This window comes from Allobosea sp. GW822-FHT03F07 (genome assembly GCF_058801345.1).
In genome coordinates this window covers 1-22,466 of sequence record NZ_JBXAND010000004.1, presented here as the reverse complement: position 1 = coordinate 22,466, position 22,466 = coordinate 1, and the positions used below count along the sequence as shown (strand labels likewise).

The following is a 22,466-nucleotide window of genomic DNA, read 5'->3' as shown; positions in this document are numbered from 1 at the left end:
GTTAACGATCGGACAACCATGGCGGCGATTGCTGAACGCCTTCCTAACGCGGGCTTCGTTTCCAGCGCCAAGGGCTAGAGACGGCTGCGCAGACTGCCCACGAACTCTCCGACATAGCGGTCGAGCGAAGCGGTCTGCTCGTCGACCTTGCGGGCGACGCCGAGGACGCGTTCTGCCGCGCCGCCGGTGACCGAGACCTCGTTGGCGACCGAGCCGACGCTGGCCGTGACGGCGCTCGCGCTGCCGGCGACGGCCTGGGCGTCGGTCGTGATCGTCGAGGCGATGTCGGCCTGCCTGCTGACGACGTCAGCGATCGCGCCCGATGTCCGCTCGATCGTGGTCATCGTGCCCTCGATATGGGCGACGGCATCGGAGGCCGTCGCCGCCGCGCCGCGAATTTCCTGCAGCGTATCAGCGATGTCGCGCGTCGCCTTCTGTGTCTGCTCGGCCAGATTCTTGACTTCGCCGGCCACGACCGCAAAGCCGCGCCCCGCCGCCCCGGCGCGCGCAGCTTCGATCGTCGCATTGAGGGCGAGCAGATTGGTGCGCGAGGCGATATCCTCGATGAAGTCGAGCACGGAGCTGACCTTGTCGGCGGCTTCTCCGAGACCGGCGACGTCGCGACGGGTGGAGCGGACATAGCTTGCCGCGTCGCGCACGGTCTGGTCGGCATGGGCGGTCTGGCGGGTCAATTCGCGAATCGAGGCCTCGATCTCCTCGGCCGCGACCGCGACGCTGCTGACGCGCCGCGATGCGACATCTGCCTCGCGCGTGACTTCGCCGGCACGCAGCGCCGTATTGTTGGCGCTGCCCACCATCTCGTTGGCCGCCTCGTACATGCCGCGCACCGAGGATGCGACTTCCTGAAGCGCCTTGCCGACCGTCACCTCGAGCTGCGAGGCGAGGCTCGCCAGCGCCGCCTTGCGTTCGTCGTCGAACTCCTGTCGCCGTTGGTCGAGCGTTCGCTCCGCCGTGACATCGGTCATGATCCCGTCCCAGCAGATCGATCCATCAGCCAGTCGGCGCGCCGCCGCGTCGGTCCTCAGCCAGACCATCCGGCCGTCGTCAAGCCGGTGGCGCCCCACGAAACGCCAGGGCTTCAGCGTTCGCTCGGCCGCGGCCTGGGCATTGGCCTTCGCGAGGAACTCCCGATCTTCCGGCACCATCCATCGCAGCCAGCTGTTCGGGTCTCGCTCGACCTCCTCGCGCGTGACGGGGAGAAAATCCTCGATCTTGGAGTTGGCGAGCTTGTGCTGGATCGAGCCGTCCGGTCTCAGAATTTTCTGGTAGAGCACGCCGGGCATATTGGCGGTGCAGGCTTCGAGCCGCAGCAGGGCCTCGACCCGTTGCTGGTCGCTTCTGATGATGTAGCCGATCAGAATGGCGCCGAGCACGTTCACCGTCGTGGCCTCGGGCCCGGAGATGGTTACGATCAGCCCCCAGGCGCGCGGGAACGAGACATGCGCCACAATCATCGCGACGGGCATCCACGCAGCGACGAGGCTGAGGCCGATCAGCCCGCCCACGGACATGTTGCGCTGTGCGCGCCGAAGCCAGAGGGCGTACGCCATGCCGATGATCGAGCACAATACGAGGCCGATGATGCCCGCCTGGGCGCCCTCTCCACCGAGATGGAGCCGCAGGAGCGACAGGCCCACAGCCGAGATGCCCGCCGCGATCGGGCCGCCGAGCGCGCCGGACAAAACCGCAGCGATGTTGCGGAAATCGAGCAGGATGCCGGGTTGAACCGTGATCGGATCGAGCATGCTGGCGCAGCCGCCGGCCGTCAGGATGATGCCGACCACGGCCTGCCGTAGCCGGTGAAGTTCGCCGAGCCGCTGCGTCACAACCGGCACTAGCACGGCGGCGACGATGAGGTAACCAAGACCCCTGGTCAGTTCCAGTAGCATATGGGCTTGCCCGCTGCGGCTGAGGACGGCATCCATCCAACATTTACGCCGGTTGCAGCTAACGAATGCTGAACCTTGGCGTTGTGTCGCTGCTCCTAGCCACGTCCACATCAATATTCAGGCGAAACGGGTGCCGGGCGGGCTGCGCGGTTTCCAAGCGGGGGGCGAAACGCTAGCGTCCGCGCACCATGCACCGCGCCCATCCACCGCTTCACGATCGGGTCGATCCGCCCGCCGCACCCTTCGCGCCCGCCAGGGAGGAGGCCAGCCGCGTTACGCCGATGATGGCGCAATATGTCGAGATCAAAGCCGCCAATCCCGATTGCCTGCTGTTCTACCGGATGGGCGATTTCTACGAGCTTTTCTTCAGCGATGCCGAGATCGCCTCGCGCACGCTCGGGATCGTGCTGACCAAGCGCGGCAAGCATCAGGGCGACGACATCCCGATGTGTGGCGTCCCGGTTGAGCGCGCCGACGACTATCTGCAGAGGCTGATCGCGGCGGGACACCGCGTCGCCGTCTGCGAGCAGGTCGAGGACCCGGCCGAAGCCAAGAAGCGCGGCCCCAAATCGGTGGTGCGGCGCGACGTGGTGCGCCTCGTCACGCCCGGCACCATCACCGAGGAACGCCTTCTCGAGCCCGGGCGCGCCAGCCTGCTCGTCGCGGTGTCCAGGCGCAAGCTCGGCGACGCGAGCGCGCTCTACGGCATCGCCGCGATCGACATCTCGACCGGGCGCTTCAGCGTGATGGAGGCGCCGCAGGAACGGCTCGCCATCGAATTCGCCCGGCTGGAGCCGCGCGAGATCGTCTGCCCGGACGCGATCCATGACGATCCGGAGCTGAAGGAATTCTGGCGCGAGATCGGCGTGCCGGTGACGCCGCTGGCGCGCGACGGGCTCGATGCGGCCTCCGCCGAGCGCCGGCTGAAGGACTTCTTCGGCGTTGCGACGCTCGACGCCTTCGGAAGCTTCAGCCGGGCCGAGGTGGCTGCGGCCGGCGCGGCGCTGGCCTATGTCGAGCGCACGCAGTTCGGCGCCCGTCCGCCGCTCTCGCCGCCGGTGCGGGACACTGGCTCCGACACGATGCTGATCGACGCCGCGACGCGGGCCAATCTCGAATTGACACGGACGCTCGCAGGCGAGCGCAGCGGCAGCCTGTTGGCCGCGATCGACCGTACGGTGACCCCAGGTGGCGCACGCCTGCTCGCCGAGCGCCTGGCCGGCCCACTCACCGACCCGGCCGCCATCGCCGAGCGCCACGACGCCGTCGAGGCGCTCGTCGTCGACGGCACGCTGCGCGAGGACCTGCAGGCCGCGCTCGCCAAGGTTCCCGACATCGCCCGTGCGCTGGCGAGGCTCTCGCTCGACCGCGGCGGACCGCGCGATCTCGCCGCGCTTGGCTCAGGACTGAGCGCTGCCCGCGCCATCGTCGGCATGCTGCTCGGCCGATCTGCCCTGCCGGCCGAGTTGTCGAAGGCTTCGCGCGCCCTCTCCGAGATCGACCCGGACCTGCCGGCACGGCTCGAGGCGACGCTCGCCGACGAACTGCCGCTGAACCGCCGCGACGGGCGCTTCGTGCGCGAGGGACATGATCCGGATCTCGACGAACTGCGCCTGCTGCAGATCGACTCGCGCAAGGTGATCGCGCAACTGCAGGCGCGCTATGCGGCCGAGACCGGCTGCCGCACGCTGCGGATCAAGCACAACTCGATGCTCGGCTATTTCGTCGAGGTGCCGCAGGCCACCGGCGAAGATTTCCTGAAAGAGCCCTGGCGGGCGACCTTCGTGCACCGCCAGACCATGTCGGATGCGATGCGCTTCTCGTCGGTCGAGCTCGGCGGCCTGGAGGCCAAGATCGCCTCGGCGGCCGACCGCGCGCTCAGACTCGAACTGGGGATATTCGCCGCGCTCGCCGAGAGCGTTCTCGCCCATGCCGAGCCGATCAAGCGGGCGGCGGCCGCGCTCGCCGAGATCGATGTCGCGGCCGGGCTTGCCGAACTCGCGGCGCGCGAGGGCTGGAACCGGCCGCTGATCGACGCCAGCGAGGCCTTCACCATCCGTGCCGGTCGCCATGCCGTGGTCGAGGCAGCGCTGAAGCGCGACGGCAAACCCTTCGTCGCCAATGAAACCGAACTGTCGCCGCCGGGGCTCGATGCGAAGGGGGGCCGCATCTGCCTGATCACCGGTCCCAATATGGCGGGTAAATCGACCTTCCTGCGCCAGAACGCACTGATTGCGGTGTTGGCCCAGATGGGTGCCTTCGTGCCGGCAGCGAGCGCCCATATCGGCATCGTCGACCGGCTGTTCTCGCGCGTCGGCGCCGCCGACGATCTCGCCCGCGGACGCTCGACCTTCATGGTCGAGATGGTCGAGACGGCCGCGATCCTGAACCAGGCCGGCCCTCGCGCGCTCGTCATCCTCGACGAGATCGGACGCGGCACGGCGACCTTCGACGGGCTCTCGATCGCCTGGGCCGCGATCGAGCATCTGCACGAGATCAATCGCTGCCGCGGCCTGTTCGCCACGCATTATCACGAGCTGACCGCGCTGGGAGACCGGCTCGACCGCGTGACCAACGCGACCGTGCGCGTCACCGAATGGAATGGCGAGGTCGTCTTCCTGCACGAGGTCGTGCCGGGCGCGGCCGACCGCTCCTACGGCATCCAGGTCGCCAAGCTCGCCGGCCTGCCGCCGGCGGTGGTCGAACGCGCCCGCACCATCCTCGGCGAGCTGGAAAAGAGCGAGCGCGAGAAGCCGGTCGCTTCGCTGGTCGACGACCTGCCGCTCTTCGCCGTGCCGCAACGGCGCGTCGCGCCAACCCCGGCCCAACCAGCCGAAGACCCGCTGCGGCTGGCGCTGGACGATCTCGACCTCGACGAGATGACGCCACGGCAGGCGCTGGAGGCGCTGTATCGGCTGAAGGGGCTCGCTTAGGCCAGCCGGCGAATACTCGTGATCGCGCCGAAGCTTTTCGCCAGGATGCGGTCGCGGGCGGTGCGCAGCGGCTCGCTCATCACGGTCATCGAATAGGCGGTGGCGTGAAGCAGGGTGTCGGGGTCGGTCAGGATGCCGACATGACCCTTCCAGAAGACGAGATCGCCACGCCGCAGCCCCTGCAGGCTGTCGTCGAAAGCCACGGGGGAGCCGATGCTTGCTTCCAGCATGTCGGAGTCGCGCGGCGAGGCGATGCCAGCGGCTGCGAGGGCCAGTTGCGTCAGGCCCGAGCAGTCGAGGCCGAGGCTGGTCTTGCCGCCCCAGAGATAGGGCACGTTGAGGAAGCGCTCGGCGACGGCGACGAAATCGGTCGCGGGCGCATCCAGCGCCGCGACGTGACCGGCGAAGACATAGCCGCTTGCGAACCGGCCGAATTCCGAGAGCACGACGAAATCGCCGCTTTCGCCGGAAACGGTGACGCCTGCGCCGAGCGAAAGCGCCGCCAGCGGCGGCAGCTTCATCGAGGGGCCCGGATAGACGAAGGTCCTGAGCGCGCTGACATGATGGGTCGGTGCGAGCGCATCGCCACGCAGCGCATCGTCAGGCAGATAGCCGACATAGCCATCCGACCGAAGCTGGACCCAGGCCCAGCCCTCGAAGCTCTCATAGACGTCGACACGTTCACCGCAGAGCGCCTCCGTATCGAGAGCTGCATCAGGACGAGGCTCCCGGCGCAGCGGTGCGGAGGGCGCGGCGACGCGCATCCGGACGGGATCGACGAAGGTCCGCGCCTCGACCTGCCCCTCCAGATGGCGGGCGGCGAGATCCGGGCGAGCGGGCGTGATTCGGCGGTCGAGCATCGTGGTCATCGATCCTGTATCAATGGCGTCGAAGAAACGCTCCGACCATAGCCGCGACGCCAAGCCCGCGTCATCCGCTGAACCAGTCAACCGCCGCCGATCTCGCGGGCATGCTCGACGACCAGATCGGCCAGCCGCTCGACCGCGAGCGCGCCAGCGACGGTGCGCTGGATCACGACGTTGCGGCGGTCGAACTCGTCGCGCTTGCGGGTGACGAGGCCGAGCTTGCCCATGGTGTCGAGGGCGCGGGTGATGACCGGCTTGGTCACGCCGAGCTGGGCCGCCAGACCGCGCACCGTATGCGGCGGCAGCTCCAGATAGATCGTCAGCAGGATCGCCGTCTGCCGCGCCGAGAGATCCGCCTGCCCGTCGCGCACGAGATCGAGATGCACCTGGCGCCAGAGCCTGAGCGCCTGAGAAGGCCTGATCTCCAAGGGCATGAACGCGCACGGTCCCGATCGTTACGGGTCCGGATCATTATCCCGCAGGCGCGAAGGTGCAATCGGCTTCTCGCGACAGGCTTAACCGGCGGGGTAGAGCTGCCTGACCAGGGCGTAGGTCAGCCTTGCTGCCTGGCATTCGCCGCCTTCCGGCCGACCTGGTTTCGACGACGGATTCCAGGCGTAGATATCGAAATGGGCGTAGGAAGGGCTCTTCTCGACGAACCGGTTGAGGAACAGAGCGGCTGTCACCGAGCCGGCGAAGGCGCCGCCGGAGACATTGTTGAGATCGGCGATCCGTGAATCGAGCATCCGCTCGTAGTTCGGCCAGAGCGGCATGCGCCAGACCGGGTCGTTGACGGCTTCACCCTGTCTCGCGATCTCGGCAGCGAGGCCTTCGTCATGGGTATAGAAGGGCGGCAGTTCGGGACCGAGCGCAGTGCGCGCCGCGCCCGTCAGCGTGGCGAAGTCGATCAACAGTTCCGGCGCCTCCTCGTCGGCCAGCGCCAGGGTGTCTGCCAGGATCAGCCGGCCCTCGGCATCGGTGTTGCCGATCTCGACGGAGAGGCCCTTGCGGCTGGCCAGCACGTCCCCCGGTCGGAAGGAGGCGCCCGCAACGGCATTCTCGACGGCAGGCACGAGCAGGCGCAGGCGAACCGGCAGCTTCGCCAGCATGATCATGCGCGCAGCCGCGATCGCCGCCGCCGCGCCGCCCATGTCCTTCTTCATCAGCAGCATGCCGGCCGAGGTCTTGAGGTCGAGGCCGCCAGTGTCGAAGGCGACCCCCTTGCCGACGAGCGTGATCCGCGGATGGGCCGGATCGCCCCAGACCAGATCGATCAATCGCGGCGCGCGCGGCGAGGCACGACCGACCGCATGGATCATCGGGAAGTTGCGGGCGAGCAGTTCATCGCCGACGATCGCGGTTGCCGTCGCGCCGCATTCGGCCGCGAGCGCGCGGATCGCGGCTTCTATTTCGGCCGGGCCCATGTCGTTGGCCGGGGTGTTGACGAGGTCGCGCGCCAGCCCGACCGAGGTCGCAATCCGGATCACATCCTCGCCGTCGACGCCGTCGGGGAGCACCAGTCGCGCCGCGGCGGGAACGGCCCTGCGATAGCGCGCGAAGGTGTAGCCCTGGAGCAGCCAGCCGAGCGCCGCCAGCGCCGGATCTCCGATCTCGCCCTGCAGTACGTAGTCGCCGGCCGGCAACGAGGTGGCGAGCCGTCCGGGAGCAAAAGAGTCCCGGCGGCGTGCATCGGCAGCCTCGACGCCGAGAAGCACCGCCGCTACTGCGCCGGAGGCTTTGGGCAGGACGAGATGCTGGCCCGGCTTGCCTGCGAAACCCTGCGCCTCGGCAAAGAGGCGACCGGCCGGGGCAAGCGCGGCGAGGAGTGCGGGCAGGCCGGGTTTCGTCACGCAATGGACGGGAATCGCGGCCGGCGACGCTTGCACGATGAGGCTGTTCACGAGGGTCGGTTCTCTGATCGGGAGGGCCGGCAGGAGCGCCGGTTAAGGATGCGTTAGGGTTAACGTTTTATCACCGGAGCAAGCGCATCTTCCATCATGGCAAGGCGATGAGGCTCATGTTTTCCAGTCATCTGTCTTCCATTTTCCGGGCGCGCCGTCACCCCCTGTCACCCGCCCGCCGGCTCTCGCCGCCGGGGTTGGGGTTGAGCGTCTGCCTCGCCGCGCTCGCGCTGGCCGGCTGCCAGGGACGGGGTGGCTTGGGGGATATCACCGGCTCGATCAGCAAGAGCCCTTCGCAGCCGCGCAGCGCGGCCGACTGGCATGCCGAGAGCGAGCGCTGGGGCAAGCGCTACGAGGCCAATCCGAAGGATCGTGACGCCGCCTTCAACTATGCGCGTGCGCTCCGCGCGCTCGACCAGAACGCCCAGGCGCTCGCCGTGTTGCAGCAGGCCGTGCTGACCCATTCCAACGATCGCGAGATGCTCGGCGCCTATGGCCGCTCGCTGGCCGATAACGGGCGGCTCAAGGAAGCCGACGAAGTGCTGTCGCGGGCTCATTCGCCGGAGCGTCCCGACTGGCGCATCCTCTCGGCGCAGGGCACCGTGGCCGATCAGCTCGGCGAGCATGCACGCGCCCAGCAGATCTACCAGGCCGCGCTCAAGATCGCGCCGGGCGAGCCGACCGTGCTCTCCAATCTCGGCCTCTCGCTCGCGCTCTCGCGGCAATTGCCTGAGGCCGAACGCGTCCTGCGCGAAGCGACTGCCACCGGCAACAGGGATCCGCGCGTGCGGCAGAACCTGGTGCTGGTGCTGGGACTTCAGGGCCGCTTCGGCGAGGCCGAGACGCTGGCGAAGCAGGACCAGAGCCCGGCCGAGGCCGCGGCGACGATCGCCTATCTCAAGCGCAGCGTCAGCCAGCCCAATAGCTGGGACATGCTCAAAGCGGGCGGAACCAAGGCCAAGGCCGCGCCCGCGCAGGCGCGCGCTCCGGAGACCGTCACGCCGCAGGGCTGAGAGCGACGCTTCGAAAGGGCCTGGCCGGTCAGAGCCGGCCAAGGTCGCGCCCCGCGGGCCGCCGTCACACGCGACATTCAGCGCGAAAGCCGCTTGAAAGACGGCACGGGATGCCCACCGCCTCCGCAATATCGGCGAGTGAGGTGTGATCGAAGCGTTCCGGTAGAAGAGATCATCGGCTGCGGCGACAATCTCCTGGCGGGTCGTGTTGCGGCTCATCGCAGCCGTCTCTCCAGGCAGCACGTCGCGAGGATCAACGGGAGCGAACCCACTTCCGATGCCATCGCCGTCATTTTAGGACGGTTGACCTCCTTTCGATTAGGTCAGTCGTCCTAGCTCGTCTCTCGGCGCCGACGAGAATGCGGGCCAATGGTTTCCTCGCCATCGCAATGCGCCAATAGCAAACTCTAAGCCGGTCGCTCCGACAGGCGCTGATCCCCGGAATCAGATGGCCAAAAGGGCGGAATTGCCGGACGAAACTGGTTTCCTCCGGCGCTTATCTGATTGAATTGGAAGGTGCCTGCTCAGGCGTCGCCACTTCCTGCGCGCCACTTGGAGCGATGCTGCATGAAGCGGCTGTAGGACATTCGCAGATGCAATTGCATTGCATGCAGACCGATCTCGCCATCGCGCAGCTCGGCCGCCCGGGTGATGTCGAGATGGTGGTTGAGGCTCTGGAGCCGTTCCGCCCGCGTCGAGAGATGAAACGACCGGACGATCACCGGCATGTCGATCATGGTCGCAAGAAATTCGCGCAGGCGCGGTGATCCCGAGAATTCCAGCAAGGCGAGGTGAAAGCCGCGATTGGCTTCCTGGATAGCCTCGACCGCCGCTTCCTCGTCGCGCTCGATCGCCTCGCTCATCGCGGCGTTGAACTGTGCCAGTCGCGCGACGAGTGGCTCGCCGCCGCGCTCGCAGGCGAACTGGGTGGCCAGCGGTTCGAGCTGCATACGCAGCTGGAAGATTTCCTCGATGTCGTGATCGTTCCAGGCCGAGGCGTGGATGCCCTGGCCGGCATCGGCCGTCGCGAGCCCGTCCCTGACCAGCCGCTGCAGGGCGGCGCGGACCGGAGACCGGCTCAACCCGAACTCACGCGCCAGCGGCTCTTCGCGCAAATGGGTCCCCGGCATGTAGTGGCCGCCGACAAGACGCTGCCGCAACAACTCGTACGCCCGCTCCTGGCCTCGCTTCATGCGCCCATCCATCGCTTCCCGCCAGTGTGTAGCGGCTTGCCCCCATGGCGGGAAGCTCCTCCGAGCAGGCAGCTATGAATGTACGATTGTTGTACTTACCATCGCGTTTTGACAGGCGTTTTCTCTGTCATATTGCGCTAATGTATTTTTTATGTATTTTTAGAGAGGGAGGAATGCTCAATGAATGTTGCCGTGATCGGGTTGGGCGAGGTCGGCCGCTGCTTTGCCGAGCCCCTGCTGGCCGCCGGTTATGATCTCAGCCTCTGCGAGGCGCGGCTGTCCGATGCTGCGGGCACGCTCGTCTCCGCGACGCAGCGCCCCGTCCACGCTGCGCCGGGTCCCTGGCTCAGCTCGGCCGATCAGGTGTTGTGCTGCGTGACCGGTGCGCAGGCCGGCCCGGTTCTCGATGCCGCCGCGCCGCATCTGCGCAAGGATGTGATCTTCGCCGACCTGACCACAGCCAGCCCGGCCGTGAAGCGGGCCTCTGCACGCAAGGCCGCAGGGATCGGCGTCCGCTATGTCGATACCGCCATCATGGGCGCAATCTCGCTGAACCGGGTCCGCACGCCGCTCCTGGCAGCCGGTGACGGCGCCGGCGAGTTCGCCGCACTGCTTGCCCCGCTCGGCGGCCGGGTCAAGGTCATCGAAGGCGGCGTCGCCGGTGACGCCATCTCGCTCAAGATACTCCGGAGTGTCTTCACCAAGGGGATGGAGGCGCTCGCGGTCGAGCTGCTGATGAGCGCCGAGAAGCAAGGCGTCCGTGAGAAGCTCTACGAGCAGCTCAGCGATATCGACGAATCCCCGCTGCGCGACTTCCTCGACATGCTGGTGCGCACCCATGTCATCCATGCCGGCCGGCGATTGCACGAGGTCAGCGACGCGGCGGCTGAGCTCGACGCACAGGGGCTCTCCTCGGTCGTGCTTCCCGGCGTGGAACAGCGCTTCCGCACGACATCGCAGGCGCTCGCGGCCAACCCGCCGGCCATGGCCGAGCCGGATGTCGACGAGGCACTGTCCTGGCTGCTCGCCACGGCCTCCGAGGTCGGCGCGCCCCCGCCCAACACCTAAGCAGGATAATGCCTATGGCGACAAACGAACAATTGCACGCACTCCGCGAGCTGGGCGCGGCGACGGTCTACGAGGCTCAGGGAGCATTCGGCGCCTTCGATTCCGGCATGAAGCCGATCGACCCGTCGGTCCGGCTGGCCGGCCCCGCCTTCACGGTCGACATGCGGCCGGCCGACAATCTGATGCTCCATTACGCGCTGCTGAAGGCGCAGCCGGGGGACGTGCTGGTCGTCGATGCGAAGGGCTTCCTCGAAGCCGGACCATGGGGCGACGTGCTGACCATGCAGGCGCTCAAGCTCGGCATCGCAGGCCTCGTCATCAATGGCTGCGTCCGTGACGCCAATCTCCTGATCTCACTAGGCTTCCCGGTCTTCTGCCGAGGCCTGTCGATCAAGGGGACGGGCAAGGCCCAGGCAGGCCGCGTCAATGTCCCGGTGGTGATCGGCGACGTCGTGATCAACCCCGGCGACGTGATCGTCGGCGATCGCGACGGGCTTGTCGCGGTTCCGCGGGACGGGGTCGCCAGTGCGATCGAAAAGAGCATTGCCCGCGAAGGCAAGGAAGACGAGATGCGTGCCGCGATCGAGAACGGCGCGACCACGGCCGAACTCCTGAACCTGACAGAAACATTGAAGCGACTCGGCCTCGTCTAGAAGGCCGGCGAACCGGAGGAGCACCCATGTCATTCTTTCCACGCGTTGTCGCAGCTGCCGCCTGCCTCGCCATAGCGATCAGCGGCGCAGCCCTTGCCGACAGCTATCCGTCGAAACCGATCAAGATGATCGTCGCCTTCGCGGCAGGGGGCTCGGCTGACATCAATGCACGCCTCGTCGCCCAGCAACTGAGCACGGAGCTGGGCAAACAAGTTATCGTTGAAAACAAGGGTGGTGCCGGTGGGAACCTCGGCGCCGTCGAGGCGAAGCGCTCGGCGCCCGACGGCTACACGATCTTCTACTCGACCTCAGCCGTGGTCCTGGCTCCTTCGGTCTACGACAATCCAGGATTCGATCCGCAGAAGGATTTCAAGCCGATCTCGCTGACCGCAACGATTCCGCTCGTCCTCGTGGTCAGCCCCAAGGTCCCGGCAAACACACCCGCCGAGCTCGTGGCCTGGACCAAGACCCAGGGTGGCAACGTCAACTACGCCTCGTCGGGCAGAGGCGCGCTGCTGCATCTCGTAGGAGCGCTCTTCACCAAGGAGGCCGGAATCAAGGCGACTCACATCCCTTATCGCGGCAGCGCTCCCGCGGTCACCGACCTGATCGGCGGGTCGACCCATTTCATGTTCCTGCCGGCCAACGAGGCCATTCCCCAGATCCAGGGCGGCGCTCTGCGTCCGTTGGCTGTGACCCACGCAGAACGCTTGCCGCAACTGCCTGATGTTCCGACGTTCCGCGAGTCGATGAAACTCACCACGCTCGATGCAGGGGCCTGGCAGGGCCTCATGGTGCCGGCTGGTACGCCGCAGGACGTCACCGCCAAGCTCGGCGACGCGCTTGATAAGACGCTGAAGAACGAAGCCGTGAGGAAGCGGATCATGGAGCTCGGATCGATCTTGCTGGGCGGCACCGAGAAGGACTATGCCGAATATATGAAGCAGGAAGGCGCGCGATGGGCACAGATCGTCGCCGATACCGGGGCCAAGGCAGAGTGAAGGCCCTCCACGGGGGCGGCGCGAGCCGTCCCTGTTGAACACCTGACAGCAGGGCCGGAATGTAATCTGGCGCGTTCGAGGCGAGACGCGCCATAAGCGGAGGTTGAGGTCACGCCGCACTCCAGATGTTTGACAAATCGGCGCAAGCGGCGCGGCGGGAGCCGCCGGTATCGGTTGAGGGTCGACATCGGAGCCAAGCGATCATCGCCTCGCGCGTCGGATCCGTCAGTTCGAACGACACCCGAGGTCCGCAGTCTAACCGTGCCGCCAAGAACGACATCACTGATGCGGAGGCGAACCAGGTCGCGGCCGCGCAACTTGCTGTCGACCGCCAGGCGGAGGGATGCGGCCTCCTGAGCAGGCCGCATCCCTCCGCACTTATCTCCTCATAATTGGAATGCAGCGCGCCGAGTTGCCGTGGATGGTGCAGGCGCTATGTGCGGGACACTGCCCCGTCGGCAGCAAGTGGACCTCGGCGCGCTAAGCTTAAGTTCCTCTGCCAGGAACAGCGGCAGTTTTGATTTTTTACATTATTTAACCGGCGCCGCCGGTCCATCGATGCTAGCTCTGGTCCCAAGCAAATCGAGAGACAGGGGACCATGCCTCGCGCGCTCGATACACTCACTTTGGCCGATGCGAAGCAGATGCTCGAGGCCGGCGAGGCCAAGGCGACGAGCCTTGGGATTCCATACAATATTGCGGTGGTCGACGCCGGTGGCGCCCTCGTTGCCTTCACCCGCCAGGACGGCGCTCTGGCGGGAAGCATCGATCTTGCGATCGGCAAGGCCAAGACGGCACGTATGTTCGACAAGGCGACGGATCATCTCGCCGCGCTGGCTCAACCCGGCGCGCCACTGTTCGGGATCCAGCAGAGCAATGGCGGCAATGTCGTCATCTTCGGCGGCGGCCTGCCGGTAAAGGTCGACGACCAGATCGTTGGGGCGGTCGGCACCAGTGCGGGCTCTGTCGAACAGGACATCGCGGTGGCCGAAGCGGCGGCCCGGGCCATGAGCCAGAGCACAGGCTCCGAGAGGGCTGCTCTTCACGGCAACGAACTGTAACATCTGTCGAGGGAAAGCGTTGTTATGTTCGAACTCACCGTCAACGGGACTAAGCATCAAATCGACGTCGTTCCAGAGATGCCCTTGCTCTGGGTTCTGCGTGACGAGCTTGGCATCACAAGCCCCAAATACGGCTGCGGAATAGCTCAGTGCGGCGCCTGTACCGTGCAGATAGACGGAGCAGCCGTCCGCTCGTGCCAGGCGCGCATGGCCGATGTCGCGGGCAAGGCGATCACCACCATCGAGGCGATCGGCAACGGCAGGCTGCACCCCGTGCAGGAAGCCTGGATCGAGCACCAGGTGCCGCAGTGCGGCTACTGTCAGACGGGCCAGATCATCCAGGCCATTTCGCTCCTCAAGGCGATCCCGACGCCGACCGACGAGGACATCAACCAGGTCATGTCGGGCAACCTCTGCCGATGCGGAACCTATGAGCGCATCCGTGTCGCGATCCATTCAGCCTCTGCGAAGATGGGAGGGAAATGACATGGGCGAGATGCCAAATCTTTCCCGCCGCGGCTTCGTTTTCGGCTCCGTTGCGGTCGCCGGAGGTGTGGCTTTCGGGCAGTACGGCCAGGCGCAACAGGCCGCTTCTTCCGCCGCTGCGGCGAACCCGCTGACGGCGGGCCTCGGTCCAAACTCGGTGACCTTCAATCCCTGGGTCGAGATCAGCCCGGACAAGATCACGCTGATCGCCCAGCATGCTGACAAGGGCCAGGGCGTCGGCTCCATCCAGCCGCTCATGATCGCCGAGGAGCTGGATCTCGAGCCCGGTCAGTTCGAGATCCGCTTCGCCGGGCCAAGTCCCGCCTATTTCAATACCGGCTTCGCGCATGAACTCGCGCCCTTCATGGCGCCGGACCAAAGCCCCGAGGCCGAAAAGGCCCGCGCGGCGGCGCTGGAATGGCTCAGGAACGCCGGCCTGCAGATGACCGGGGGCTCCAGCACGATTCCGGACACCTACGACAAGCTGCGCATGGCCGGCGCGATCGCGCGCGAGACGTTGAAGGCGGCCGCGGCCCGGCGCAGCGGCATCCGGGTGGCCGAACTGCGCACAGAGGCCGGAAACGTGATCCTGCCGAACGGTGCGAAAATTTCCTATGTGGCCCTCGCGGCGGACGCGGCGAAGATCACGCCGGTTTCGGTCACCACGCTCCGCGAACCATCGCAATGGCGAATTCTCGGCAAGCCGATGGAGCGCCTCGACATCCGCTCGAAAGTCACCGGCGCGATGAAGTTCGGCATCGACCGGACGATGGACGGCATGGTGTACGCGGCGGTCAAGCTGAACCCCAACAAGGGACAGCCGATCAAGTCCTACGACGCCAGCAAGGCTCAGGCGATGCAGGGGGTCCAGAAGATCCTCAAGATCTCGAATGGCATCGCGGTCATCGCGACGAACAGCTGGTACGCGATGCAGGCGGCCGAGCGTGTCGACTGCGTCTGGGAGCCGAGCAAATATCCGGCCGAGCAGGCTGACCACTGGAACACCGTGGCCTCGTCCTTCACGCCGCAATTCCTCGCCAAGGAGTGGCGCAACGACGGAAATGTCGACGCCGGATTGAAGGAAGGGACGGTCCTCGAGGCGGAATATCGCGCGCCCTATGTCGGGCATCAGCCACTGGAGCCGCTCAACGGCATCGGCATCGTGACCGACAAGGGTATGAAAATCTGGGTCGGGCATCAGACGCCGCAATCGGTGCAGTACATCGCGGCTAACGCGGTCGGCCTGAAGCCGGAACAGGTGACCTTCCATAACGAATGGATGGGCGGGAGCTTCGGGCATCGGCTCGAATTCGAGAATATCCGGGTGCTGGCCGAGATTGCGAACCAGATGCGCGGAACGCCGGTGAAGCTCGTCTTCTCCCGGGAGGAGGATTTCTTGCAGGATATTCCCCGGCAGATCGCGATGGGCCGTTATCGGGGAAGCGTCAAGGACGGCAAGATCGTCACAGCCGATGTGCAGGTGGCCGCAACTCCGCCCTTCAAGGAACTCCTAACAAGGATGGGGTCGCCCCCGAAGGAACCTGACGGCCAGTTGGCGGTCGGTATCTGGAACGTCTACTACGATATCCCCAACTACCGCGCCAAAAGCTTCGAAGTACAGGGGCTGGGGCCATCCACGACCTGGCGGTCCGTCGGGGCCTCCGCAAACGGGTTCTTCACAGAGAGCTTCATCGACGAGTTGATCCACGCCGCGGGGCTCGATCCGCTCAAGGCGCGCATCGAGATGTGCAAGATTCCGATCTACCGCAGGGTTATCGAGACCGTTGGTGAGATGGCGGACTGGAAGGGGCCCCTGGGGAACGGAAAAGGCCGTGGCGTCGCGTTCGTGGAGTCGTTCGGAACGGCGGTTGCGGAGATCGTCGAAGTGACGATGACGGATGCGGGCATCAAGATCGACAAAGTCTGGGTGGCGGCAGATGTCGGCAAGATCGTCGATCCCGTCAACTTCGAGAATCTCGTCCAAGGCGGCGTCGTCTGGGGCCTCGGCCATGCCATGAACTGCGAACTCACCTATGCCAAGGGTGGCGTGCAGCAGACCAACTTCCATCACCACGAAGCCATGCGCATGTATCAGTGCCCGGTGATCGAGGTGCGCGGCCTGGAAAACGATTACACGGTCAGGGGCATCGGCGAGCCGCCCGTGCCACCCGCGGCACCGGCGCTGGCAAACGCCATCTTCGCCGCGACGGGCAAGCGCATACGAGAGATGCCTTTCAACAAGTTCATCGATTTCGTGTGAGGGCGAACCATGAGAAGGACAACTCTGATCGCGCTCGCCTTTGCCAGTTCATCAATCGTTGCTCTGACGGGCTTTGTCCTGGCCAAGGAAGAGTCGAAGGATGCGTTGCCGCCAGGCAGCATCAGCCAGGCCGAAGGGCTGCAGGCCTGGAAGCGAATTGAAGCGGTGGTGACGCATCCGCGCTGTGCCAATTGCCATGTCGATGCAAAGGCCATTCCGATCTGGACGCCGGCCGGCGAAAGCAAGTCCCGGGTCCACGGCATGAACATCCACGGGGGGAAAAGCCGCATCGGAACGGAGGCTATTCCGTGTTCGACGTGCCACATCACGTCGACATTGCCGAACCTCCCGGCGCCGGCCCCCTTGCAGGCCGGCATCGACTGGCAGCTGGCGCCGGTCGATTTCATCTGGTTCGGCAAGAACGGCGCCGAGATCTGTGCCCAACTCAAGGATCCCAAGCGTAACGGCGGCCGCAACGCTGTCCGCCTCCTTGAGCATCTGAGGCACGATGCGTCGCTGAGCGGATTCATTCCCAGAGCATGGGAGCCCGGCGCCGGCCGCTCGACTCCGCCCGGAACCTTCGAAGACCACGTCAAGGACATGGCTCTCTGGGGAGCCGCCGGGCAGCCCTGTCCGGGCTGAGCGCAAGCAACGGCAGGGATAGCGATGCCGTTGCCTGGATGAACCAACTCGATCCGCACAGCTATCTCGCATGGAGGCACTGATGTGGGACAAAGCCTATCGCGCTCAATGTGAGGCCGTGACGGTGCACTGCACGGATGAAGCGCAGCGGCGTCACCGCAGCCTCACGCTGTTTTCCCTTGCGCTCGGCAGCTTCTGCATCGGGACGTCGGAGTTTGCGAGCATGGGGATTCTCCAGCTGTTCTCGGCTGGCCTCGGCGTCGATATACCTACGGCAACGAACGCGATCGCTGCCTATGCCTTTGGTGTGGTAATCGGTGCGCCGCTGGTGACGCTGGTGGCCGCGCGGCTGAACCGGCGAGTGCTTCTCCTATGCCTGATGGGCCTATTCATCATCGGCAACCTCCTGTCGGCGGTCGCTACAGATCTCGGCATGTTCGCCCTGGCGCGCTTCGTGAGCGGGATGCCGCAAGGGGCATATTTCGGCGCCGGCGCCGTTGTCGCGTCCTATGTCGTCGGGCCCGGCCATGCCGGAAAGGCGTTCGCGCTGGTCATGACGGGGCTGACAGTTGCGACAATCATCGGCTCGCCGCTGGCAACTTTTCTCGGGCAAACCGTAGGATGGCGAAACACCTATCTCAGCGTCGCCGGGATTGCCGCGCTGGCCTTCCTCGCCTTGTGGGCCTGGGTACCCCGCACCGAAGCCCTGCATGGCGGGCCGGTGGTGCAGGAGCTGACCGCGCTGCGTAAGCCGGCCGTGTGGGCCATGATGCTCGTTGCTGCACTCGGCGTTGCCAGCATCTTCGCCGTGTACACCTTCATCGGCCCGTTCGTCACCGATACGGCAGCGCTCGATAAAATCTGGATTCCTGTCGCACTCGCGCTGTTCGGCATCGGCATGACCGCCGGCAACCTGATCGGCGGAAGGCTGGCGGACAGCTATCCCGTTCGAGGATTGGTCCTGGGCTTCGGCAGCGCCCTGTTCGTGCTCGCGGTGCTTGCCGTTGGCGGCGGCAATGTGTGGATACTGATGCCGGCGTTGCTCGGCGTCGGCATGACGATGATGGTCGCCATACCGACGATACAGGTTCGCCTGACGGGCCTTGCGCCGGAGGCGCCCACGCTGATGGGCGCCATGAACCTCGCGGCACTCAACGTCGCCAATGCCATCGGCGCCTGGGCGGGCAGCGCGACGATCGCTGCCGGCTATGGCCTGCTATCTGCCGTTTGGGCCGGCTTCGGACTGACTCTCCTGAGCCTGTTCGTCTTCGCGCTCACCCAGCCGGAGGCGTCGCGGCTTGCGCCGGCGTGATGGCGATCGGGCTTTACAACGGGGCGGATGGCGTCGCGCACCAGAGGTCGTATACTCCGACGCGGAGGTCACTTTATGCCAATCGGCGATGCTCGGCGGGAGCAGGTCTTTCCGACACTCTCCGCCCTTCAGATCGCGACGGCGCGCCGCTTCGCGAGCGGGGAGCCGCACCGCTTCGACCCTCGCGACGTCGTCTATGAGATCGGCGACCGCAACGCGCCCTCCTGGCTGATCCTCGATGGCTCGGCTGATGCGATCCGGCGGAGCGCGGCCGGTGAGTCAGCGCTGGTCACCACCTACGGTCCCGGCCAGTTCACCGGCGAGACCAATCAGCTTACGGGGCGTCCAGCCCTGATGTCGGTCGTAGCGGGTGACGCCGGCGCGGTCGCGATCCCATTTGATGCGCCGCATCTGCGGGCGCTTGTCATTGGATCGGCCGATGTCGGCGAGACGATCATGCGCGCCTTCATCCTCCGGCGCGTCATGCTGATCGAGGCGGGGCAGACCGGCGGCGCAGGATCGATCCTGGTCGGGCGCCGGGATGATCCGGGCATTGTCGGGTTGTCGGGCTTCCTCACCCGCAACGGCTATCCCCACACCGTCATCGCCGCCTGCGAGGCAGAGGGGCGCGAGCTTGTCGAACGGCTCGGCGTCGCCCATGACGATTTGCCGCTGATGATCTGCCCGAACGGCACGGTGCTCAGACGCCCGAGCAATGCCGATGCCGGGTCCTGTCTCGGCATCACACCGGATCTCGACGCGGACAAGGTCTATGACGTGGCGGTCATCGGGGCCGGGCCCTCCGGGCTCGCCACTGCGGTCTATGGCGCGTCCGAGGGCTTGTCCGTCCTGGTCCTGGACAGCCGCGCCTTCGGCGGCCAGGCCGGCGCATCCGCCCGGATCGAAAACTATCTCGGCTTTCCGACCGGCATCTCCGGACAGGCGCTCGCAGGGCGGGCCTTCAATCAGGCGGCGAAGTTCGGCGCCGAGCTCGCCATTCCGCTGACCGTCGGATTGCTCCGCTGTCACGGCGAGGATGCGGAAGCCCCGTTCAGCCTTGAGCTCAGCAATGGTGGCACCGCGCGTTCGCGCACCATCGTGATCGCTTCGGGAGCGCGCTACCGGCAACCCGCCATCCCCAACATCGAAGAGCTGGAGGGGGCCGGTGTGTCCTACTGGGCATCGCCCGTCGAGGCGCGGCTTTGTGCGGGCCAGGACATCGTCCTCGTCGGTGGGGGAAACTCGGCGGGCCAAGCCGTCGCCTATCTCGCACCGCAGGTCAGGCATCTGCACCTCGTGGTACGACGCCCGCTTGAACAGACCATGTCCCGGTACCTGATCGATCGGATCGCGGCGTTGCCCAATGTCGAACTCCATGTCGGCAGCGAGATTGCCGGTTTGTACGGCAACCGGGCGACGGGCGTGACCGGAGCGAGGTTTCGGGACAGCCAGACCGGTGCGATCCGGGAGTGCACGTCGCGGCACCTCTTCCTGTTCATCGGCGCCGATCCCAATACACATTGGCTCGATGGCTGCGTGGCGCTCGACGGAACGGGCTTCGTCCTCACCGGGGAGCGCGCCGGTGACGGCGGGCGGCTGCCGCTCGAAACCAGTTGCCCAGGCATCTTCGCCGTCGGAGACGTACGTGCCGGCTCGACCAAGCGGGTCGCCGCCGCGGTCGGCGAAGGTGCAGCGGTCATAGCACAGATTCATTCTGTCCTGACACGGAACGTCGGCCGCACACCTATCGCTGTGCGGCACGCTTGATGGACGGCTCGCAGAACCGTCACGCCACCGCGCATTTTCGAACCAACATTATCGATGATAAAGGGGCATGCTCAGCCGGATGATTGGCTATGGCGACAGGTCTCAGTCGATCTCGTGCCGGTCTGGGTGGAGCGAGGGACGTGCACCGTTTTAAATCGATCCTAGAGCCTGCTGATTTTCAGCGGAATCGGGATTCGCAAATCGGTTTGGTTGTAATTCAAGATGCCTGCCGGGGGCGAGGCGGCCGGCAGAGATGACGACCTTACTCTGAGGATCTCCGCGAACGGGCGCTGACGCGGTTCGATGCTGGCGAGGCGATGCGTTCGATTGGCGCCCTCCGCGACGCCCGTCGCCCCGAGATTGGCACTCATCGATTTCAGCGCATGGGCGCTCTTGGCGATCAGGTCGTGGTCGGCCGCCTGCCTGCAACCGGACTTTGCCAGAGTCTGCGAAGGGTCACCAGCAGTCCAAAAGACTATCAAAAAGCGGGCGCGCTCTTGAGAATCTCATTCGGACGAGACTGAAACATCGCGAGTTTTCTCGAGCGAAAGATGGGTTCGTATCCCTGCCATTTGACCGTTCGCTATGGTACCGGTTCGATGAAAGTATCGATAACGCACTGTAATTCCACGATTTCCTGATATGCACTGGCTGCATATCGGTCTCATTTCTATGAGATTTGAATCTGCCTCAATCTCATCGGCAATGAGTGTCGGATCTCATTCAAGATGAGACTGGGATGCCCGGTCAAAGCACGAATCTCACCCAGTCTCACCGAGAATCTCATTCCCGATGAGACTGGCCGTCAAAAATCTCATTCAACATGAGATTGGGCGGCATTTTTGCCATGCGCTGGGCGCATGCTGCGCTCAAAGCCAAAAAAACGCGGTAAGAACCGCGTTAGCTAGAACTGATTACGGCGTCCAAAGTCCGGCATCAACAGGATCGATCGGCGAGACCTGCCATGTAGTCCGAATAGCTTTTTCCACGATGAAACGCCACGCTGTTGAGAGTTGCCCGAAACCCCTTTAGATCGGAGACCGCTTGCCGATCGAAAAACGTCGCAACCGACGAATCATACTTATCTATAATTGAATCAATTTCAAGAAAAGTTAATGCTCTAGACGCCAACATCCGGTTAGTCTTATACAACCTAGCAATATCACCGACCTTTATCCACTTCGAACTGAATTCTTCAAAAGACGCCTTCAGTATAGGCTGCTGCTTGCCGAAGCCAGGAATCTCAGTTAGATGCCCGTTTCGAATGAGGAATTGTACCGTACGTTTATTGACAGCTAGAATATCTACAATCGAACGCCGGGAAATCGCACAGTCGTGAGGTGGTATTTCGCGTAGCGATTTATCGATATCTAGCCTTAAGACTCTTATGTCCGCCAATGATCTCACGTCGGATCTGATAAATAACGGCTGGACTCTACCTTCCCGAATAAGCTGCATTGCCAGCGCAACAGGGATTCCTCGTGCCCGATGAGAGCGCAGGAAAGTACTGAAGGAAACCGTTTTGTCCCCTTCGCCGATCGCAACTGATCGGGCGGCGACAGAGGCGACGAAATCAGTGAGCGTCGGCCGTGAAAAAAGGTATCGCTTGTTCCCGCTGATGAATGGCCCGTCGACAGAAACAAGCAAGCCCTGGTCGGCTAAAAGCTTAGTAAAAGCAGGCGAGATTGAAAGAAATTTGCTCGCATCTTTCAAACTCAACAACGCGCTGCCATTTGGTATCAATTCTTCGACGGCTGCACGCTTCGTGAACAGCCGGGGCTTTTGCTTTGTTCGCGCGATGACGATATTCGGTTGCCTCGAGTTCAGAATTGCGCGAGCTTGCGCCTTCCCGACACGGCGGGAAATTTCCAACTCGCTTATGAACTCATTCTTCAGTTCTTCCCCTGGCAGAATGATCGCCGAATTGCGCCGGACGGGCTCGAGTGCGCCGTTCCATCGCTCTCTCAAGTATTTGTCAAATTCATTCTTAATGTACTCCATGCCATCTCGGCTTCGATACGCGGTGTATCTGTAGAAGGACCTGAAAGCGACCGACGGACCGGCAGTTGTATCTTCTGCTTCCCTGTTTTTGGAGTGCGCCCCTGCGGGCAGACAGGATCAGGCTGCGGATTTGACCGTGAGCCGGGCGTGTTGATCCTCGAACTGCTGCGGGCTGAGATAGCCGAGCGCGGAATGCAGTCGGCTGGCGTTGTAGACGTGATCGATGAAGCGCGGAAGGTCGGCAGCAACGTCCTCGAAAGTTTCGTAGGCCATCGGATAGACCGCCTCGACCTTGAGTGTTTTCATGAAGCTCTCGGCCTTGGCGTTATGGGATGGACGCCTCCCGCTCCGCGCCCTTCATTGGGGGCTTTTGTTGAGCAGGAGGTCGGGACATGCAGA

The 22,466-nt window shown here is 64.8% G+C and carries 17 protein-coding genes and 1 pseudogene; 11 read left to right on the top strand and 7 right to left on the bottom strand.

Annotated features, from left to right (window positions below):
- Window positions 1–74 precede the first annotated feature (74 nt).
- Window positions 75–1,946 (bottom strand): methyl-accepting chemotaxis protein, encoded by a 1,872-nt coding sequence (locus AC1RMY_RS13940; RefSeq protein WP_492865364.1) that lies wholly within the window; start codon window positions 1,944–1,946, stop codon window positions 75–77.
- Between the two features lie 152 nt (window positions 1,947–2,098).
- Here AC1RMY_RS13940 and mutS point away from each other — a divergent pair, with 152 nt between their 5' ends.
- Complete coding sequence (gene mutS / locus AC1RMY_RS13935; protein ID WP_492865362.1) at window positions 2,099–4,843, top strand: DNA mismatch repair protein MutS; 2,745 nt, start codon at window positions 2,099–2,101, stop codon at window positions 4,841–4,843.
- Here mutS and AC1RMY_RS13930 read toward each other — a convergent pair.
- From AC1RMY_RS13930 to AC1RMY_RS13920, 3 genes are all read right to left on the bottom strand, one after another.
- Window positions 4,840–5,712, bottom strand: coding sequence for a C40 family peptidase (locus tag AC1RMY_RS13930; RefSeq protein WP_492865360.1), 873 nt, complete (start codon window positions 5,710–5,712; stop codon window positions 4,840–4,842). The two genes, mutS and AC1RMY_RS13930, sit on opposite strands and share 4 nt — an antisense overlap.
- Before the next feature lie 77 nt (window positions 5,713–5,789).
- A complete protein-coding gene (locus AC1RMY_RS13925; RefSeq protein ID WP_492865358.1) occupies window positions 5,790–6,143 on the bottom strand; it encodes a MarR family winged helix-turn-helix transcriptional regulator in 354 nt (117 codons plus the stop codon).
- An 81-nt stretch (window positions 6,144–6,224) separates the two neighbouring features.
- Window positions 6,225–7,610 carry a leucyl aminopeptidase family protein gene (locus AC1RMY_RS13920; protein WP_492865356.1) on the bottom strand — a complete coding sequence of 462 codons (1,386 nt, stop codon included), beginning with the start codon at window positions 7,608–7,610 and terminating at the stop codon, window positions 6,225–6,227.
- A gap of 257 nt (window positions 7,611–7,867) precedes the next feature.
- Between AC1RMY_RS13920 and AC1RMY_RS13915 the strand changes: the two genes are divergently transcribed.
- Entirely contained in the window at window positions 7,868–8,623 is a 756-nt protein-coding gene (locus AC1RMY_RS13915; RefSeq protein WP_492865354.1) for a tetratricopeptide repeat protein, read from the top strand.
- Between the two features lie 524 nt (window positions 8,624–9,147).
- Here AC1RMY_RS13915 and AC1RMY_RS13910 read toward each other — a convergent pair.
- On the bottom strand, window positions 9,148–9,816 hold the full coding sequence (locus AC1RMY_RS13910) for a GntR family transcriptional regulator (RefSeq protein WP_492865352.1): 669 nt from the start codon (window positions 9,814–9,816) through the stop codon (window positions 9,148–9,150).
- A 180-nt stretch (window positions 9,817–9,996) separates the two neighbouring features.
- Between AC1RMY_RS13910 and AC1RMY_RS13905 the strand changes: the two genes are divergently transcribed.
- The 9 genes from AC1RMY_RS13905 to AC1RMY_RS13865 all read left to right on the top strand — a co-directional run bounded on the left by AC1RMY_RS13905 (window position 9,997) and on the right by AC1RMY_RS13865 (window position 20,066).
- Window positions 9,997–10,884: an NAD(P)-dependent oxidoreductase gene (locus AC1RMY_RS13905; protein ID WP_492865350.1), complete on the top strand. Its 888-nt coding sequence runs from the start codon at window positions 9,997–9,999 to the stop codon at window positions 10,882–10,884.
- A gap of 14 nt (window positions 10,885–10,898) precedes the next feature.
- A complete protein-coding gene (locus AC1RMY_RS13900; RefSeq protein ID WP_492865348.1) occupies window positions 10,899–11,537 on the top strand; it encodes a 4-carboxy-4-hydroxy-2-oxoadipate aldolase/oxaloacetate decarboxylase in 639 nt (212 codons plus the stop codon).
- Between the two features lie 125 nt (window positions 11,538–11,662).
- A complete protein-coding gene (locus AC1RMY_RS13895) occupies window positions 11,663–12,538 on the top strand; it encodes a Bug family tripartite tricarboxylate transporter substrate binding protein (protein ID WP_492865346.1) in 876 nt (291 codons plus the stop codon).
- 599 nt (window positions 12,539–13,137) lie between these two features.
- Window positions 13,138–13,599 (top strand): GlcG/HbpS family heme-binding protein, encoded by a 462-nt coding sequence (locus tag AC1RMY_RS13890; RefSeq protein ID WP_492865344.1) that lies wholly within the window; start codon window positions 13,138–13,140, stop codon window positions 13,597–13,599.
- A gap of 24 nt (window positions 13,600–13,623) precedes the next feature.
- Window positions 13,624–14,085: a (2Fe-2S)-binding protein gene (locus AC1RMY_RS13885; protein ID WP_492865343.1), complete on the top strand. Its 462-nt coding sequence runs from the start codon at window positions 13,624–13,626 to the stop codon at window positions 14,083–14,085.
- Window position 14,086: 1 nt separating this feature from the next.
- Entirely contained in the window at window positions 14,087–16,345 is a 2,259-nt protein-coding gene (locus AC1RMY_RS13880) for a xanthine dehydrogenase family protein molybdopterin-binding subunit (RefSeq protein ID WP_492865342.1), read from the top strand.
- 9 nt (window positions 16,346–16,354) lie between these two features.
- A complete protein-coding gene (locus AC1RMY_RS13875; RefSeq protein ID WP_492865340.1) occupies window positions 16,355–16,987 on the top strand; it encodes a hypothetical protein in 633 nt (210 codons plus the stop codon).
- An 82-nt stretch (window positions 16,988–17,069) separates the two neighbouring features.
- Window positions 17,070–18,299, top strand: a complete 1,230-nt coding sequence (locus tag AC1RMY_RS13870) for an MFS transporter (protein ID WP_492865338.1) — start codon at window positions 17,070–17,072, stop codon at window positions 18,297–18,299.
- 75 nt (window positions 18,300–18,374) lie between these two features.
- The gene (locus tag AC1RMY_RS13865) at window positions 18,375–20,066 is read left to right on the top strand and encodes an FAD-dependent oxidoreductase (protein WP_492865336.1); all 1,692 of its coding nucleotides are present in this window, start codon (window positions 18,375–18,377) and stop codon (window positions 20,064–20,066) included.
- A gap of 936 nt (window positions 20,067–21,002) precedes the next feature.
- Here the strand turns inward: AC1RMY_RS13865 and AC1RMY_RS13860 are convergent.
- Together AC1RMY_RS13860 and AC1RMY_RS13855 are read right to left on the bottom strand one after the other, a co-directional pair.
- On the bottom strand, window positions 21,003–22,067 hold the full coding sequence (locus AC1RMY_RS13860) for a hypothetical protein (RefSeq protein WP_492865334.1): 1,065 nt from the start codon (window positions 22,065–22,067) through the stop codon (window positions 21,003–21,005).
- 117 nt (window positions 22,068–22,184) lie between these two features.
- Window positions 22,185–22,400, bottom strand: a pseudogene (locus AC1RMY_RS13855) (integrase core domain-containing protein); the annotation flags it as partial.
- Between the last annotated feature and the right edge of the window lie 66 nt (window positions 22,401–22,466).